This is a genomic window from Candidatus Protofrankia datiscae (genome assembly GCF_000177615.2).
Lineage (GTDB): Bacteria > Actinomycetota > Actinomycetes > Frankiales > Frankiaceae > Protofrankia > Protofrankia coriariae.
The window spans coordinates 1,538,852-1,554,346 of sequence record NC_015656.1 but is presented as its reverse complement, the minus strand read 5'-3'; the positions used below and the strand labels follow the sequence as shown (position 1 = coordinate 1,554,346).

General features: G+C 71.1%; 11 protein-coding genes and 1 riboswitch. Of the genes, 4 read left to right on the top strand and 7 right to left on the bottom strand.

Annotated elements, in window-relative coordinates; genetic code table 11:
• Positions 1-104: 104 nt before the first annotated feature.
• The 3 genes from FSYMDG_RS06475 (at position 105) to FSYMDG_RS22830 (ending at position 3,876) form a co-directional block, all read left to right on the top strand.
• A complete protein-coding gene (locus FSYMDG_RS06475; protein WP_013872781.1) occupies positions 105-1,031 on the top strand; it encodes an acyl-ACP desaturase in 927 nt (308 codons plus the stop codon).
• Positions 1,032-1,685: 654 nt separating this feature from the next.
• Positions 1,686-2,705 (top strand): phosphogluconate dehydrogenase (NAD(+)-dependent, decarboxylating), encoded by a 1,020-nt coding sequence (gnd, locus tag FSYMDG_RS06470; RefSeq protein ID WP_013872780.1) that lies wholly within the window; start codon positions 1,686-1,688, stop codon positions 2,703-2,705.
• Positions 2,706-3,108: 403 nt separating this feature from the next.
• Positions 3,109-3,876, top strand: coding sequence for a hypothetical protein (locus FSYMDG_RS22830; RefSeq protein WP_013872779.1), 768 nt, complete (start codon positions 3,109-3,111; stop codon positions 3,874-3,876).
• Positions 3,877-3,972: 96 nt separating this feature from the next.
• Here the strand turns inward: FSYMDG_RS22830 and thiC are convergent, their stop codons facing one another.
• Positions 3,973-5,817, bottom strand: a complete 1,845-nt coding sequence (thiC, locus tag FSYMDG_RS06460; protein WP_013872778.1) for a phosphomethylpyrimidine synthase ThiC — start codon at positions 5,815-5,817, stop codon at positions 3,973-3,975.
• Between the two features lie 21 nt (positions 5,818-5,838).
• Positions 5,839-5,963, bottom strand: a riboswitch (TPP riboswitch).
• A 198-nt stretch (positions 5,964-6,161) separates the two neighbouring features.
• Between thiC and FSYMDG_RS29135 the strand changes: the two genes are divergently transcribed.
• Positions 6,162-6,296 (top strand): hypothetical protein, encoded by a 135-nt coding sequence (locus FSYMDG_RS29135; protein WP_013872777.1) that lies wholly within the window; start codon positions 6,162-6,164, stop codon positions 6,294-6,296.
• Positions 6,297-6,607: 311 nt separating this feature from the next.
• Here the strand turns inward: FSYMDG_RS29135 and FSYMDG_RS06455 are convergent, their stop codons facing one another.
• The 6 genes from FSYMDG_RS06455 to FSYMDG_RS28030 form a co-directional block, all read right to left on the bottom strand.
• The gene (locus FSYMDG_RS06455) at positions 6,608-7,837 is read right to left on the bottom strand and encodes a glycosyltransferase (RefSeq protein ID WP_013872776.1); all 1,230 of its coding nucleotides are present in this window, start codon (positions 7,835-7,837) and stop codon (positions 6,608-6,610) included.
• The gene (locus FSYMDG_RS06450; protein WP_013872775.1) at positions 7,834-8,895 is read right to left on the bottom strand and encodes an alpha/beta fold hydrolase; all 1,062 of its coding nucleotides are present in this window, start codon (positions 8,893-8,895) and stop codon (positions 7,834-7,836) included. Before FSYMDG_RS06450 ends, FSYMDG_RS06455 begins: the two co-directional genes overlap by 4 nt.
• Positions 8,896-8,897: 2 nt before the next feature.
• Positions 8,898-9,239, bottom strand: a complete 342-nt coding sequence (locus tag FSYMDG_RS06445; RefSeq protein WP_237703011.1) for a phosphopantetheine-binding protein — start codon at positions 9,237-9,239, stop codon at positions 8,898-8,900.
• A 140-nt stretch (positions 9,240-9,379) separates the two neighbouring features.
• Entirely contained in the window at positions 9,380-11,554 is a 2,175-nt protein-coding gene (locus FSYMDG_RS06440; protein WP_083828168.1) for a polyketide synthase dehydratase domain-containing protein, read from the bottom strand.
• Positions 11,555-12,009: 455 nt separating this feature from the next.
• Positions 12,010-15,306, bottom strand: coding sequence for a type I polyketide synthase (locus tag FSYMDG_RS06435; RefSeq protein ID WP_083828167.1), 3,297 nt, complete (start codon positions 15,304-15,306; stop codon positions 12,010-12,012).
• Positions 15,293-15,493, bottom strand: coding sequence for a hypothetical protein (locus tag FSYMDG_RS28030; RefSeq protein WP_237703192.1), 201 nt, complete (start codon positions 15,491-15,493; stop codon positions 15,293-15,295). The genes FSYMDG_RS06435 and FSYMDG_RS28030 overlap by 14 nt, the downstream gene beginning before the upstream one ends.
• Between the last annotated feature and the right edge of the window lie 2 nt (positions 15,494-15,495).

The window sequence follows — 15,495 nt, the reverse complement described above, 5'->3', positions numbered from 1 at the left end:
CGCCGGAGGCTCCCGATCCTGTTCTCGGAGAACAGAACACGAGGCTGGAGTCCACACCTGCCGGACGTAGTCCGGCGCACAGTTGGCCTGCCAGGGTGACAGGCATGACATCCACCCCGGACATCAACCTGTTGCACGAGCTTGAGCCCGTCGCCGCGGCCAACCTCAACCGCCATCTCGACCTCGCCACCGAGTGGATGCCGCACGAGTACGTCCCGTGGAGCCAGGGCCGCGACTTCGACACCCTGCCGTGGGATCCGGAGCAGTCCAGGCTGTCCGACGTGGCCCAGATCGCCTTCGAGGTCAACCTGCTCACCGAGGACAACCTCCCCAGCTACCACCGTGAGATCGCCACGATCTTCGGCCGGGACAGCGCGTGGGGCGCCTGGGTGCACCGCTGGACGGCTGAGGAGGGCCGGCACAGCATCGTGATGCGGGACTATCTGATGGTCACCCGCGGCGTCGACCCGGTCGGCCTCGAGCGTGGCCGCATGCACCAGATGCAGAAGGGGTTCGACAGCGGTGACAAGACGCCGCTGCGCACCATCGCCTACGTGTCGTTCCAGGAACTCGCCACCCGGATCAGCCACCGCAACACCGGGCGGTTCACCCAGGACCCGATCGCCGAGAAGCTCCTCACCCGGGTCGCCGCGGACGAGAACCTTCACATGATCTTCTACCGCAACCTGGTCGCCGCCGCGCTGGAGCTCACCCCGTCCGCGACGGTGCAGGCCATCGCCGAGGAACTGATGACGTTCCAGATGCCCGGGACCGGCATCGAGAACTTCGAGACCAAGGCGAAGCAGATCGCCAAGGCCGGCATCTACAACCTCCGCAACCACCATGACGACGTGGTCACGCCGCTGCTGCGGCACTGGAAGTTCTTCGAGCTGACCGGTCTGGACGCGCCGGCCGAGCAGGCCCGCGAGAACGTCGGGCACTACCTCACCGCCCTCGACGGCCTCGCCCGCAGGTACGAGGAAAAGTACGCGGCCGCGGGCCAGGGCACGCTGGCCGCCACATCCGCCTGAGCCGCCTGAGTGGCCGGGAGCCCGAGCCCGCGACGGGACGTTCGCCGGCTCGGGCTCCCGGCCACCGCGGCCTGCGCGGCGGAACTCCGCCGCGCAGCCTTCCTCGTGGCCCGTACCTCGGTAGCCCCGCACTTCGACGGCACCGCACTTCGACGGCACCGCAACGGCAACGGGCTCCTGGTTTCCTGCCGCCAAGGCCTTCGCCGGCTCTCGCCCCTTCGACAGGCTCCCGCGGGCGTCGGGTTTCTCCGGCACCAGGCCTTCGCGGTCCTGTCCGGCGCTGCGCGACTACTTGACGCGCAGAATTCACTTCTGTTGGTAGCGGTTTGATCAGAATCATGGGCGACGCAACGCGCATCCGTGTGTGGCACAACGATCATCGAGTCGGTGACCGGTCACGCGGTGGCGGGCCCGATGCCGGGAGACAATAGCCAAGGGCTCTTGGCCTCCAACGGCACCGTGCCAGTGAGCCGGGGGCTTGCCGCCCGCCCGGACCCGTCGGACCGGCTTCGCCCATCCGGCGGGACGCTCGGGCAGCACAACATGATCACATCACCGTCAGCTCTGGAACCTGGAGATCCGGATCTCCGACGGCACAAAAAATGATCATGCTGTTGCCGCCCCCGGACCGACAACCAACCAACAGGAGACCTCGTGCAGCTCGGGATGATCGGCCTTGGCCGGATGGGCGCCAACCTCGTGCGCCGGCTGATACGCCACGGCCACGACTGCGTCGTCTACGACGTCAACGCCGACGCGATCCGGCAACTGGAGGCCGAGGGCGCCACCGGGGCCACCACGCTGGCCGAGTTCGCGGCGAAACTCTCCACCCCCCGCGCCGCCTGGGTGATGGTCCCCGCCGGGATCACCGGGCAGAGCGTGTTCGCACTCGCCGAGCACTTCACCGCCGGTGACATCATCATCGACGGGGGGAACTCCTACTACCGTGACGACGTCGACCGGGCGAAGGAACTCACCGGCCGGGGCATCCACTACGTCGACGTCGGCACGTCCGGTGGGGTCTTCGGGCTCGAACGCGGATTCTGTCTCATGATCGGCGGCGAGAACGAGGTGGTGTCGCACCTCGACCCGATCTTCGCCGCGATCGCCCCCGGGTTCGACCAGGCACCGCGCACGCCAGGACGGGTCGGCGAGCCGAGCCGAGCGGAAAAGGGCTATCTGCACTGCGGGCCGAACGGCGCCGGGCACTTCGTCAAGATGGTCCACAACGGTATCGAGTACGGCATGATGGCCGCCTTCGCCGAAGGCATGGCCATCCTGGAGAAGGCCGGCATCGGCCGGGACCACACCGGCGAGCACGACGCCGAGACCACCCCGCTCGCCCATCCGGAGTACTACCAGTACGACATCGACACCGCGGCGGTGACCGAGGTGTGGCGCCGCGGCAGCGTGGTCAGCTCCTGGCTGCTGGACCTGACCGCGGCCGCGCTCGTCGAGGACCCGAAACTCGAGTCGTTCAGCGGCCGGGTCTCCGACTCGGGTGAGGGCCGCTGGACGGTGCTGGCCGCGGTGGAGGAAGGCGTGCCCGCCCACGTCCTCACCGCTTCGCTGTACGAGCGGTTCAGCTCACGCGGCGAGGCCCTGTTCGCCGACAAACTGCTCTCCGCGATGCGCAAACAGTTCGGCGGCCATGCCGAAAAACCAGCCACCTGACACATAAGCCGCCCGGCTTACCCCCATTTGGGGTGATGCCGAAGGCATCCGAGGTACTGACCCGCCCCCGCCCCACAACCGGCTGCCCGCGGTCCGGCCCTCTGCCGCTGACCGCCTCACGGCCCGGCCACCCCACGATCCGGCTCCCACGATCCCGCCGTCCCACGAGCCGGGGCCACCCCACACAGCCCGGCAACCCGCTTCCTCACTCCCCACGCTCCCTGACGACCCGCGTCCTGACCTGTAGGTGGAAACCGCCACCAGCACGACGGTTTCCACCTACAGGCTCCGTGGGTGTAGGTGGGGTCGGTTGCGATAGTGACGGTTTCTACCTACAGGTTCGTTGTCCACAGGTGACTGGTCTCGCTCGCGGGTGGGGCGGAGGCCGTGGCAGCGTGGGGGTATGGCCCATGATCCCGGCTTGCGGCATCCGCGCGGCGGCAACAGGAACAGCAGCGGCGGCAAGAACAGTGGCGCCAGGCTCCTCGGCAGCGAGGGGCCTGGCAGCGAGGCTCGTGGCAGCGGCCACGGGACCCGCGGAAACGACCACACGTCCAGGCGGCGGGCCGATGGCCGTGGGGAACGCACGGTCTGGGAGCGGATCGCGGAATCGCAGGACGGCGTCATCTCCGTCCGTACGGCCCTGCGGGCCGGGATGACCGAGACGGAAATCCGCTGGAAGCTGCGCAGCGGCCGCTGGCAGCGGCCCATGCGGGGCGTGCTCGTCACCCACTCCGGCCCGATCACCGACGTCCAGATGATGCGGGCGGCCGTCGAGCGCCGTGGGCCGTTGCGCCGCAACACGCTGATCACTGACACCCTGAGCGACCTGGGTGATGGTGCCCATTCGGTGGCCGAAATCCTTTATCGAAAAATCGAGAACCGTTACGGCCTGCCGGCCGCGCGACGGCAGGAGAGGATCGACGCCGGTGGCAGCCGCTACCACCTCGACGTCTGGTACGAAACGTGGCGGGTCTGGGTGGAGATCGACGGTGGCTATCACCGGGAGGTACGTCAGTGGTGGGACGATCTGGCCCGGCAGAATGCCGGTGTGCTCCAGGACCGCCTCATTCTGCGCTTCCCGGTCCATGTGCTGCGCACCGAACCGCGGCTGGTGGCCGAACAGGTCGCCACAGCACTACGCCAACGCGGCTGGGAGCCGAACCTGTAGGTGAAAACCGTCATCATCACAGCGGTTTCCACCTACGGATGCGGGAGCCGTAGGTGGAAACCGTCGTTGGAGTGACAGGAACCACCTACGTGGCTTCTACGACTCCGCGATCGGGAGGTAGACATGGCTGCCGCGGGCGGCGAACTCCGCCGACTTCTCCCGCAGGCCGGCCTCCACGGCGTCGGTCTCCGCAATGCCGTGCTCCTCGGCGTACTTGCGCACGTCCTGTGTGATTCGCATCGAGCAGAAGTGCGGGCCGCACATCGAGCAGAAGTGCGCCGACTTCGCGGGCGCCGCGGGCAGGGTCTCGTCGTGGAAGGCCTTGGCGGTCTCCGGGTCGAGCGCGAGGTGGAACTGGTCGGTCCAGCGGAAGTCGAACCGCGCGTCGGAGAGGGCGTCGTCCCATGCCTGGGCGCCCGGATGCCCCTTGGCCAGGTCAGCCGCGTGCGCGGCGATCTTGTAGGCGATCACTCCGGCCTTGACGTCGTCGCGGTCGGGCAGGCCGAGATGCTCCTTGGGGGTGACGTAGCAGAGCATCGCCGTGCCGTACCAGCCGATCATCGCGGCGCCGATCGCGGAGGTGATGTGGTCGTAGCCGGGCGCGATGTCCGTGGTCAGCGGCCCGAGGGTGTAGAAGGGGGCGTCGTGGCACAGCTCACGCTGCAGGTCCACATTCTCCTTGATCTTGTTCATCGGGACGTGGCCGGGGCCCTCGATCATGACCTGGACGTCGTGCTCCCACGCCACCGAGGTCAGTTCCCCGAGGGTGGCCAGCTCCGCGAGCTGGGCGGCGTCGTTGGCGTCGGCGATCGAACCGGGGCGCAGCCCGTCCCCGAGCGAGAAGGTCACGTCGTAGGCGCGCAGGATCTCGCACAGCTCGGCGAAGTGGGTGTAGAGGAAGTTCTCCTGGTGGTGGGCCAGGCACCAGGCGGCCAGGATGGAACCGCCGCGGGAGACGATCCCGGTCTTGCGCCGCGCGGTCAGCGGCACGTAGCGCAGCAGCACTCCGGCGTGGACGGTCATGTAGTCCACGCCCTGCTCGCACTGCTCGATGACGGTGTCCCGGTAGACCTCCCAGGACAGTTCCTCGGCCTTGCCGCCGACCTTCTCCAGCGCCTGGTAGATCGGCACGGTTCCGATCGGGACCGGCGAGTTCCGGATGATCCATTCCCGGGTGGTGTGGATGTCACGGCCGGTGGACAGGTCCATGACGGTGTCGGCGCCCCAGCGGGTCGCCCACACCATCTTGTCCACCTCCTCCTCGATGGACGAGGTCACCGCCGAGTTCCCGATGTTCGCGTTGATCTTCACCAGGAGGGCGCTGCCGATCGCCATCGGCTCGGACTCGGGATGGTTGACGTTCGCGGGCAGCACCGCGCGGCCGGCGGCGATCTCCGCCCGCACGGTCTCGACCGGCAGGCCCTCGCGCAGCGCGACGAACTCCATCTCCGGTGTGATCTCGCCCCGGCGGGCGTAGGCGAGCTGGGTGACGGCCCGGCCGGGCAGCGCCCGCCTGGGGGACGGCCGGCGCAGCCGCTCTCCGTGCCGGACCTGCGGCGAGGCGTTCTGGTAGGTCTCGGTGTCGCCGCGGGCGGTGATCCAGGCGTCCCGCAGCGGGGGCAGCCCCTGGCGCACGTCGGTGACCTGCTCGGTGTCGGTGTACGGGCCGGAGGTGTCGTACAGGATCACGCTGTCGCCGGTGGAGAGCAGCACCTCGCGCATGGGCACCCGCAGTCCGTCCGCGGAGCCGACCAGATAGGTCTTGCGGCTGCCGGGCAGCGGGCCGGAGGTGACCGGCGCGGGTGAGCCACCGGGCGTGGACACGCCGTCGGGCCCTCCGGCAGCGGATCTCCGAGCGTCATGCCCCGTGGAGACGGGCGCGCCGCCGGTGACGGGTGTTCCGCCAGTGACGGGTGTTCCGCCGGTGACGGGCGCGGACACGGGGACCGATCGGTCGACGGGCAGCACCATGTGACAGCCTCCCTACGCCGGCATTACCCGGACAGGTTCTGGCGGTCGGCGGCACTGTGGGTGGGTCCCAGCCGCCCTCTCAGCCTCCTGCGTTGGAAGCTCCCGCGTTGACGTTGGATGCGACGGTACGCCCAACCAGCACCCTGTCGCCACCCAATCGACGGAATACCCACCCACAACCCAGGATCGTGTCACAGCGTCACCGCGGGCGAGCGTCAGGTGAGATGCTTCCGAGAGCGGGTAATCAGGCTGGGACAGTGTCCGCCCGGTGACCGGGAAAGATCCTCCCTCTCACTTCCCCCCTGGGAGCATGAATGATTCTGCTGCCGCTGCTGGCGCTCTTCCTCGGAATCTTCGTCATCGGACTCGTCCACGACTGGAGCTACGACGAACCGCCCGCCACGGGTAATACCGGAGGCACCCGTCCGGACGCCACGACAACCACCTGATCAACCACCTGAAAACTATCCGAAGAAATACCGAACAAATTTCCCGGAACAAGCGGGAGGACGTTTTTCTTTCTGGCCGGCCCGGAGTTCCACATGAAACTCTGACGCCGGCGGGAAGGGAACGCGAAGAAGACCCGGAACACGGCGGAGACCCGGAAGAAGGAACGTGGAAAGAGCTGGTCGGCGGCAGGCTTCGAAGGAGGTGTGCCGAACGGCGCCGGCTCGATGAGCACGCCGGGCCAAGAGGCCAACAGGCCAGTGGGCCAGTGGGCCAGTGGGTCAGCGGGGCAGCCGGTCAGCCGGTCAGCCGGTCAGATCATCGCGAGTAGGCGATCCGCGGCGGCGACGGCGCCCCCGGCGGCTGCGAAGTCGCCGCGTAGCCGCCGCGCGGCGACACGGAAGGACGGTTCGTCCAGCACCGAGACGATCGACTCGCGCAGCGCGGGCGCGCTCACCCGGCCGAACCGGACCCGCAGGCCCGCGCCGGTGCGCACGACCTGCTCCCCGATGACGGGCTGGTCGTCCCGGACCGGCGCCACGACCAGCGGGACACCGTGCGCCAATGCCTCGCACACCGTGTTGTTCCCGCCGTGCGACACCACCGCGGACAGCCGTGGCATGAGATCGAGCTGCGGGACATGCGGCAGCACAAGAATGTGCTCCTCAGCGCCGCCGCCACGGGAAACGCCGACCTGAGCCGCGCCGACCGGAGCACCGTCGGCCGGAGCGCCGTCGGCCACGGCGGCGCCGTCGGGTGCGGGATTCACCCGGGGCGGGCCGAGGATGCCGGGCGGCGCCACGACTATCGCCTGTAGGCGGTGCCCGAGCGGTCGGAGCGCGTCGACCGCGACCCGCAGGAACCGGCCGCCGGCCTCGCGGGTCACCGTTCCCAGCGAGACCAGCACATGCTCACGCTCGGGATCCAGCCATTCCCACGGGAAGGCCACTGCCGGCCGCCGGCCGAGCGGTATGCCGACGAAACCGTAGTAGCTGGGAAAACTGTCCGTGCGCAGCATCCGGGGCACCGAGCACACCAGGGTCAGGTGCTCGGAGAAGCGCAGGTCACCAACACGCGCCTTGTCCTCGGACACCCCCTGGGAGCGCTGGAAGTCACGTAACGTGTCACGGACCCACCGCCCGACCCCGGGCAGGAGCTCGTACGGATCGTCCAGTTCGGCGGACGTGGCGGCAAGGGTCGCCCACGGCAGGGCGCGGCGGCGGGCGACGAGCGCGGCCCCGACCGCCTGCTGGTCGACGACCATCGAGGCGGCCAGTGGGATGAGAAAGTCCTCCCAGAGGAACTTCAGGGACGCCGCGCCCCGTAGTTGCCTGGACCTCTCCTCGACGGCGGCCCGGCTGGGGCCGGTGAACGTCCCGGCGAATGGCAGCAGGGTGAGCCCCGGGGTCAGCAGCGGCCCGACCACGTCCGGATGGCCCGCGACCGCTACCTTGTGACCGCGTCCGGCCAGTTCACCGGCGATCCCGACCGCCGGGTTGACGTGTCCGGTCAGCGGCGGGACGACGAACAGGAAACGGCTCACCCCGGCACCCCGGTACCGATGCTCTCCTCCGGACGGCCGGGCTCCCCCTCCTCCTTCGGCTCCTTCGGGCGTCCGGGGCCGCCGTCCGGACGATCATGATCGCCGGATGGCCGGCCGGGATCACTGTCCGGGCGGGCGGGAGCGGTGTCCGGGCCCGGGCGGGCGGGGGTGCTGGCGGGATGGTTGAGGTCCGGGGGCGGGACCATCCGGGTCACCCAGTCGGGGGTCTCGAACCGCCGCCCGGCGGTGTCGGCGTAGGGCGGCACCGGGGTGCCGGGTTCGAACAGCCACCATCTGAGCAGGACGCGCAGGTAGTCGGTGGCCTCTCGCAGCACCGCGTGGGTGTGGTGTGCGAGGACGATCAGGGTGCAGTCCGGCACGAGCCGGGCGAGCCCTTCGGCGTGGTCGGCGATGTCGGAGTTCGCCCCGTAGACCGCCAGCACGGGGACGTTCAGGCGGGCCAGCCGCCGCGGGGAGAACGGTTCGGTGGCGAGCATGTCCCTGGCGATCGAGGTCTCCCGCAGCAGGGTCTGGGCACCGCGGGCGATCCGGCTGACCGCCCGCCCGGCGGAGCGCTCCAGCCACCGCTCGACCTCGGCGTCGTCGAGCCCGGCCGACACCCGCGCCAGCGACCGGGCCATCCGGGCGCCAAGGCCCTCGACAAGGAAGGGCGGTTCGATCACGGTGAGGCTCGCCACCTGCCCGGCGTGCTCCAGGGCGTAGGACAGGGCCATCGTCGCCCCGTAACTGTTGCCCACCAGGTGGACGGGACCGTCAACGCCGAGCGCGTCGAGCAGCCCCGACAGATCCGCCAGGGCGTCCGTCATGGCGTAGCCGTCCGGTGTCCGTTCGCTGCGGCCGTGACCACGCAGGTCGTAGCAGATCACGTCGGCGCCGGCGTGGGCGAGGCTGGTCCCGAGCGAGAAGTAGAGGCTGGACAGGTTGTCCATGACCATGCCGTGCACCATGACGACGACCGGTGCTCCGGGCCGCGGGCCACCCCTGGGCGACAGCCGCTGGACGTGCAGGCGGACGCCGTTGGCAAGGACCTCGGGCATCGCTACGACCGGGGCGGCTGGGACGGTTCGGACGGCTGGGGCGGCGTCAGGCAGTCGGCGATGAAGGAGACGACCTCACCGACCCGCATGTTGATCACTTCGTCGACGTTCCGATCCGCGAGGAAGCCGACGAAGTCGACCGTGTCGCCGTAATGCTGCCGCATCCGGTCCGCGAGGGCGACGAACTCGATGCTCTCCAGCTCCAGGTCGGTGTTGAACGACGTCGACAGGTCGATCTCGCAGTCGATCACGTACTCGTCGCCGATGACGTCGTGCAGCAGCGCCACGACCTCACGCAGAATCCGCTCCTCGACCGCGGCCCTCTCGACGCCAGAGGCGGTCACTTCCACCGCACCCGATCCCGCTTCACCGGATGCTGCTTCACCGGATGCTGCTTCACCGGATGCTGCGGAGCCGGATACGGCAGGACCGGATGTGGCGGGGTGTCCGATCGTCGGGTGTCCGGTCGTCAGGGGCTTGGCCGTCATCTCCACGCTCCTTCGTTCTCCCGTGCCGCCTGTTCGACCTCGGGCGAGGTCCACGCCACAACGTAACGATCAACGTCAGTGCCACCGACGGAGTAATGACCAGTTTCAGGGCCGTCGACGGAGTGACGACCAGCGGCGCTGCCCGCGACGGAACGACGATCACCCAACGGATCGCCCAGCGTATGACCCAGCGGATGGCCATGGTCGTCCAGGGGCTCGCCGAGCGCACTGATCGACTGGTGCGCGACCCAGCGGGCGCGCGACGGCTCCTGGTCGTCCGTCCGCACCCGGAGATGACCAGGCGTGACCCCCTCGACGACGAACCGCCGTGGCCAGCTCGCCTGACCGGTGTCGTCGGCCCTGGCCGCGGCCTGCCTGGCGGCCCGGAACCTGGCCAGCCACAGGGCCCGCAGGCCGGCGTCGGCTCCGGCCAGCTCGGCGAGCAGGGCGCGCTCGGCGTCCGTGAGCGCCATCGCCTCCATCTCCGTCCCTGCCCTTACCCCTGCCGGGAGCGGCGTCACCCGTTCAATGTCGATACCCACCGCACCGTCGGGATGTACGACCGCCACCGCGAGGAGCGCCGTGTGCGCCAAGGCAACTCGCGGGGGTGTGGCCGGCACGCCGGCACGCGCCGGCAACCGGTCGATCACCGGGCGCCCGGAGTCCTCGTCCGACACACCGATCTCGATGCCCCACACGTCGGTGACGCCGCTGTCCCACAGCCAGTGGCGGACGGCGTCCTTCACCGCGATCCGCCCGAGCAGCCACTCCCGCGCGGCCCTGGGATGCTTCGCCGCCAGGATGGTGCGCTCGTCGGTGTCGAGGTGGTAGCGCGTGACAAGCTCGCGGGAGGCGGTGTCCGCCCAGTGCTCCCGGGCGAGCACCCAGCCGCCGGCGGCCCGTTCGGCGATGGCGTTGCGCGCCGGCCGCAGCAGCATCGCCCACATCAGCTCGTCCTGGGAGAACCGGCGGTCGGTCCAGCCCTCGACGCACGCCCACACCGTGCCGTCCGCGGCGCGTACCTCCAGATCGGCGGTGACGGCGCTGTCCCGGACGTCACGTATCCACACCGTGCAGGTCAGCCGCTCCCCCACGGCCGGGTGCGGGCCGAAGAAGCGCACGCCGCGCAGAGCCGAGGGCAGCAGCAGCCAGTCCGCGGCGAGATGCTCCCGCGGCCAGTAGCCGAACAGCTGGCCCGCGGCGTCGAGCAGCGGGCCGGGCGCGCTCGTCACGACAAGCTCCCCGTGGACGCCCCCGGGGGAGACCGGTCCGACCGTGACCAGCCCCTGATAGCCGGGGCCGTGGAACAGCCGTCCGGCACGGTAGATCGACGGCCCGTCCAGCGGTGTGTCGTCACGCGGCTCGGGCAGGGGCTCTGCCGACGGTGCCGGCCCCGGCGGGAAGGCGTCGGCGAGGATGACCGTGCCGTGCGCGTACCCGTCGATGCTCACCCGGACCGCGCTCGCGTTCGCGCCCGTCGCGTCCTGCCCGGCCACGGCCGGCAGGACGGTCGTGGTGATGGTCACCTCGACCGCCGGCTCGATCGCCAGCCAACGCAGGGCCCGGACGTCGGTGACGCCGACGACGACCCGGCCGGGCACGGCCGCCCGCGCCTGGCCGATCATCATCTCCAGCACGGTGGTCATCGGGACCACCGGGAACCTGTCGGCGAGATGCGGCCACCCCGGCGGCTGCCGGTAGAAACAGTGGTCGATGATGTACGGCATCGTCTCGATCGACAGCGTGCGCCGCGTCTGCCGGACGTCCCGCCCGCCCGGCGGTACCGCCGGCCCCGCCGCTCCGGCTGGCCGGCCCGGCGGCCCGGCTGACGATCCGGCCGGCACAGCGGGCGCGTCCGGCACAGCGGGCGCAGGCGGCGTCGGGCGTCCGCCGTGCCCTGTACGAGCAGCGGTGGCCGGGCCGGCGGGTGCCTTCTGGACGGCGGCCGACACCCGCGCCCTGGCATCGGACGCGCCGCCCCTGACGGTGGGTGCGATGCTCCCGGCGGCGGAGGTCCCGGCAGCGGACGCACTCGTCCTGGCAACAGGCGCGCCGCTCCCGGCGCCACGCGCGCCGCTCCCGGCGGCGGACGCGCTGGCCGTCCAGTGTGCCAACACGGCCGAGACCATCGCGTTGGTCTCGGCGACCAGCGCGTCGAATTCGGCGAGCACCGGATTGCCGGTGCTGCCGTGTCCACCGGCCGGATGCGCGCTGACCGCCCGATCACGTCTTTCCCGCGCTGTCAGCGGCCGGCGTTCGTGGGCCGTCGCGGAAGGAATCGGACGGGCGGACAGCCCGGCAACCGAGGGTTCCCGCTCCGGCTCCGCCAGAACCGGCGCCGAGACCGGATCCAGGGCTGGATCCGGATCCAGAGCCGGATCCGGGAGCAGAGCCAGATCCGGCTCCAGGGTGGTGGCCAGGCGCGAGCCCGGCTCCGACGGCAGGGCCGAGTCCGAATCCGGGACAAGGACTGGCTCCGGGATCGAGTTCGGATCCGCTGCCAGGGCCGAATCCGAGGCAGGGGGCGGCTCCGGATTCGGGTCCTGATTCTGGTTCGGAGCCAGGTTCGGATCCGAAGCTGGATCCAGGGTCGGATCCGGGGGCAGGGCCAGCTTCCTGTCCGGGCTCAGAGCCGAGTCCGAGTCCGGATCCAGGGCCGGGGATGAGATCGAGGCTGGGCCCGGGAACAGGGTCGTGGGCAGCAGCGACGCCGCCCGCTCGCCGAGGCGAACCAGTGGGGCCCCAGGTTGAGCAACATCGGCTGGCCACGGTGCGTCTGCTGGGACGACCGCTGTCCGTCGTCGACTGCTTCTTCCTGGCCGCCATAAGCGGCTGACGGTGACAACGGTGATGACAGCGGGGACAGCGGCGATGGCACCGGTGACGATGGCGATGACGATGGCCGCTGAGGCCCGGGGATCGGGAGCGGGATCGTCGCCGGCGTGCTCATGGCCGACAGCCGGTCCATCCGGGGTGTGGCGCCCTCGACCCAGAACGCGGCGACCACCCGTCGCAGCTGGTCCATGCCCGGGCGTTTCGGGGTGTTCGTGACGACCGTCAGGTGTTCCCGGCCCGGCAACGTGTCCTGGACAAAGCCGGCGATGCTGCCCACCCCCACCTGGACGAAGACCCGCACGCCCTCGGCGTACAGCCGCTCGACGAGTTGGCGGAACCGGACCGGCTCCAGCAGATGGCGCACCGTCAGCTCCCGGATCCCGTTCTGGTCGTCGGGGTAGGGCGCGACCGTCGTCGCCGACCACACCGGCACCGTCGGCGTGCGGATCGGGATGCTGGCCACGTCGGCCCGGACCTTCGCCAGGAACGGGGAGAGAAACGGAGAGTGGAAACCGGAGCGGAACGGCAGGATCCGGCCCAGCACGCCCTGGCCGCGCAGCCGTTGCAGGGCGGTCTCGACGCTGCGCTCCTCCCCACAGACGATCGACTGATGCGGGCAGTTGTCGTGCGAGACCACGACGTCCGGAAGGTCCGCGATGGTGGCTGCGGCCATGTCCGCACCGCACCCGAGCGCGCCGAAGGCCACCCCCGGCACCTCCAGGGAGTACGGCTCGAACGAGGCGATGAACCTGTCCACATCCTCGTCGTCGATCATCCCGGCGGAGATCATGGCGTTCCACTCGCCGATGCTGTGGCCGCCGACGAGGTCCGGGAAGATCTCCAGCCGGCGCAGCGCCGTGTCGAGTACACGGCCCACTTCGACGCTGGCGACACCGTGCTCCCCGAGCGCCTCGCCCCAGCCGCCCGTTCCAGCGGCGGCCGGGCCGAGGTTTCCGGCGGAAAGGTGCCGTGGGCGGGTGAGCGCGAAGTGCGCGCTGACGTCGTCCACCCGGGGGTGGAAGTTGTCCTCCAGGCCGCAGAACAGGAACGCTGTCCGGTCCGGCGCGGCGGTGGCGCCGAGCAGCGGTGAGCCGGTGAACCACAGGTCGTTGCGGCCGCGCCAGGGCCGACCGCGCTCGACGACCGTGCGGGCGAGCGCCAGCCGGCGCCGGTCCGGCGCGACGATCGCGAGCCGGTAGGGCCCGCCTTCGGGCGGGGCGGCGGTGTCGTCTCGCGCCAGCAGCTCCTGGTCGGGGACGGCGAGCGCGCGGGCGATCTCCGCCGGGCTCGTCCCGGCGAACAGCAGTACCCGCTCGCCGCCGGGTCGCTCGCCCGAGCGCGTGGACGGCCCCGTGGTCGGGGCCGCCGCCACCGGGGCCAGGACCGGAAGCGGGACAGTGGCCGGGAGCGCGCCTGCGCCCGGGGGCACAGCCGCCGTGGTCACGGCCAGGGGTGCGGCCGCGGCCGCGCCTGGAGGCGGGACCGGGAGCATGACCGGGACCGGCACCGGAACCGTGGCCGGGAAGGCCAGCGACGGCGCGTTCGACGGCGCTGGCGCCTCCTCGACGACCACGTGCGCGTTGATCCCGCCGAAACCGAACGCGTTCACCCCGGCCCGGCGCGGCACACCGTCGTCGACGTCCCAGGCCTCGGCTTCTGCCACCGGCCGCAACCGGGTGCCCGCGAACGCCGGATGCGGCTGCTCACAGTGCAGGGTTGGCGGCAGTACGCGATGATGCAGCGCCAGCGCAGCCTTGATCAGCCCGGCGGCGCCCGCCGCCGGCATGGTATGCCCGATCATGGACTTGACGGAGCCGACACCGATCGGCCGCGCTCCCCCCCAGGCCCCCGCACCAGCCCCCGCGTCGGCGCCGAAGACCTGCCGGAGGGTGGCCAGTTCGGCCGCGTCCCCGGCCGGGGTCGCGGTCCCGTGCGCCTCGACGAGGCCGAGCGCGCCGGGTGCCCTCGGGTCCAGTCCGGCGTCGGCCCAGGCCCGCTCGACGGCGAGCACCTGCCCGTCGGACGCCGGCGCCAGCAGCGTCGACGTCCGCCCGTCGCTCGCCGAGCCGCAGCCGCGGATCACCGCGTATATCCGGTCACCGGCGCGTTCGGCGTCGGCCAGCCGCCTGAGGACGACCATGCCGACTCCCTCACCGATGAGGATGCCGTCGGCCCGCCGGTCGAAAGGACGGATCCGCGAGCTCGGCGACAACGCCCGCAGCAGCGAGAAGACGCTCCAGAACGTCACCTCCTGCGCCAGGTGCACACCGCCGACGATCATGGTGTCGGCCCGGCCGGCGACGAGCTCGCGCACGGCCGTCTCGACGGCGATCAGGGACGACGCGCAGGCCGCGTCCAGCGTGTAGGCCGGGCCGCGCAGGTCGAGGCGGTTGGCGATCCGGGACGCGGCCAGGTTGGGCACCAGCCCGATCGCGGCCTCGGGGCGCCGCGGGCCGAGCGTTTCGGTGAACGCGGCGTGCACCCCGGCCAACTGCTCGGCCGTGAGCGTCGGGACGAGCTCGGACAGGCTGGTGACCAGCTGTGTCGAAACCTTGATCCGCTGGTCCAGTCGGGCCATCCCGGAGGCGAAGTAGCCACCGCGGCCGAGTACCACCCCGGTCCGGCCTCGGTCACCGAGCGCGTCCACGCCACCGGCGTCCGCGATCGCCTCGGCCGCCACCCGCAGGGCCATGAGCTGGTCGGGCTCGGCCCAGTCCACGGCCAGCGGCATGATCCCGAACTGGGTCGGGTCGAAGGTCGCGAACTCCTCGATGAACCCGCCGCGCCGGCAGCGGATCCGCTCCCCGGCCGCCTCGGAACCGCCATCGGAACCGGGGTCGGGACCGGAACCGAGATCGGGACCGAGATCGGGACCAGAGCCGGAGCCAGGGCCGGGATCCGGATGGAAGAACTCCGGGTCGAAACGTTGCGGCGGGATGTCCCGGATGGCGTCCACACCGGTGAGGATGTTGCGCCAGTAGGTGTCGAGGTCACCGGCGCCCGGGAACACCGCCGCCATCCCGACGATCGCGATGCCCGCGCCCGGGTCCGGCGGCCCGCCGGGCCCGCCCGCCCTAGATCCCGGCATCGAAGGCGTCCAGGGAGCCGGAGAGGTACACCACCTGCGGGTCGTCCACGTCGGCGGCCAGCTCGCGCAGGACCGCGGCGACCCCGGCGTCCGGGTCGATCAGCCCGATAGCCCGTCGGGCGTAGGCGCGTGCCAGCTCCGCCGAGACCATCCCCCCGCCGGCTCCCGCGCCTGCCGCCACTGCCACTG

Bases quoted from the DNA above. Each gene is read 5' to 3' on its own strand.
- FSYMDG_RS22830 (WP_013872779.1), top strand. From the start codon at position 3,109: ATGGCCCATGATCCCGGCTTGCGGCATCCGCGCGGCGGCAACAGGAAC.
- FSYMDG_RS06450 (WP_013872775.1), bottom strand. From the start codon at position 8,895: ATGCCCGAGGTCCTTGCCAACGGCGTCCGCCTGCACGTCCAGCGGCTG.
- FSYMDG_RS06475 (WP_013872781.1), top strand. From the start codon at position 105: ATGACATCCACCCCGGACATCAACCTGTTGCACGAGCTTGAGCCCGTC.
- FSYMDG_RS29135 (WP_013872777.1), top strand. From the start codon at position 6,162: ATGATTCTGCTGCCGCTGCTGGCGCTCTTCCTCGGAATCTTCGTCATC.
- FSYMDG_RS06435 (WP_083828167.1), bottom strand. From the start codon at position 15,306: ATGCCGGGATCTAGGGCGGGCGGGCCCGGCGGGCCGCCGGACCCGGGC.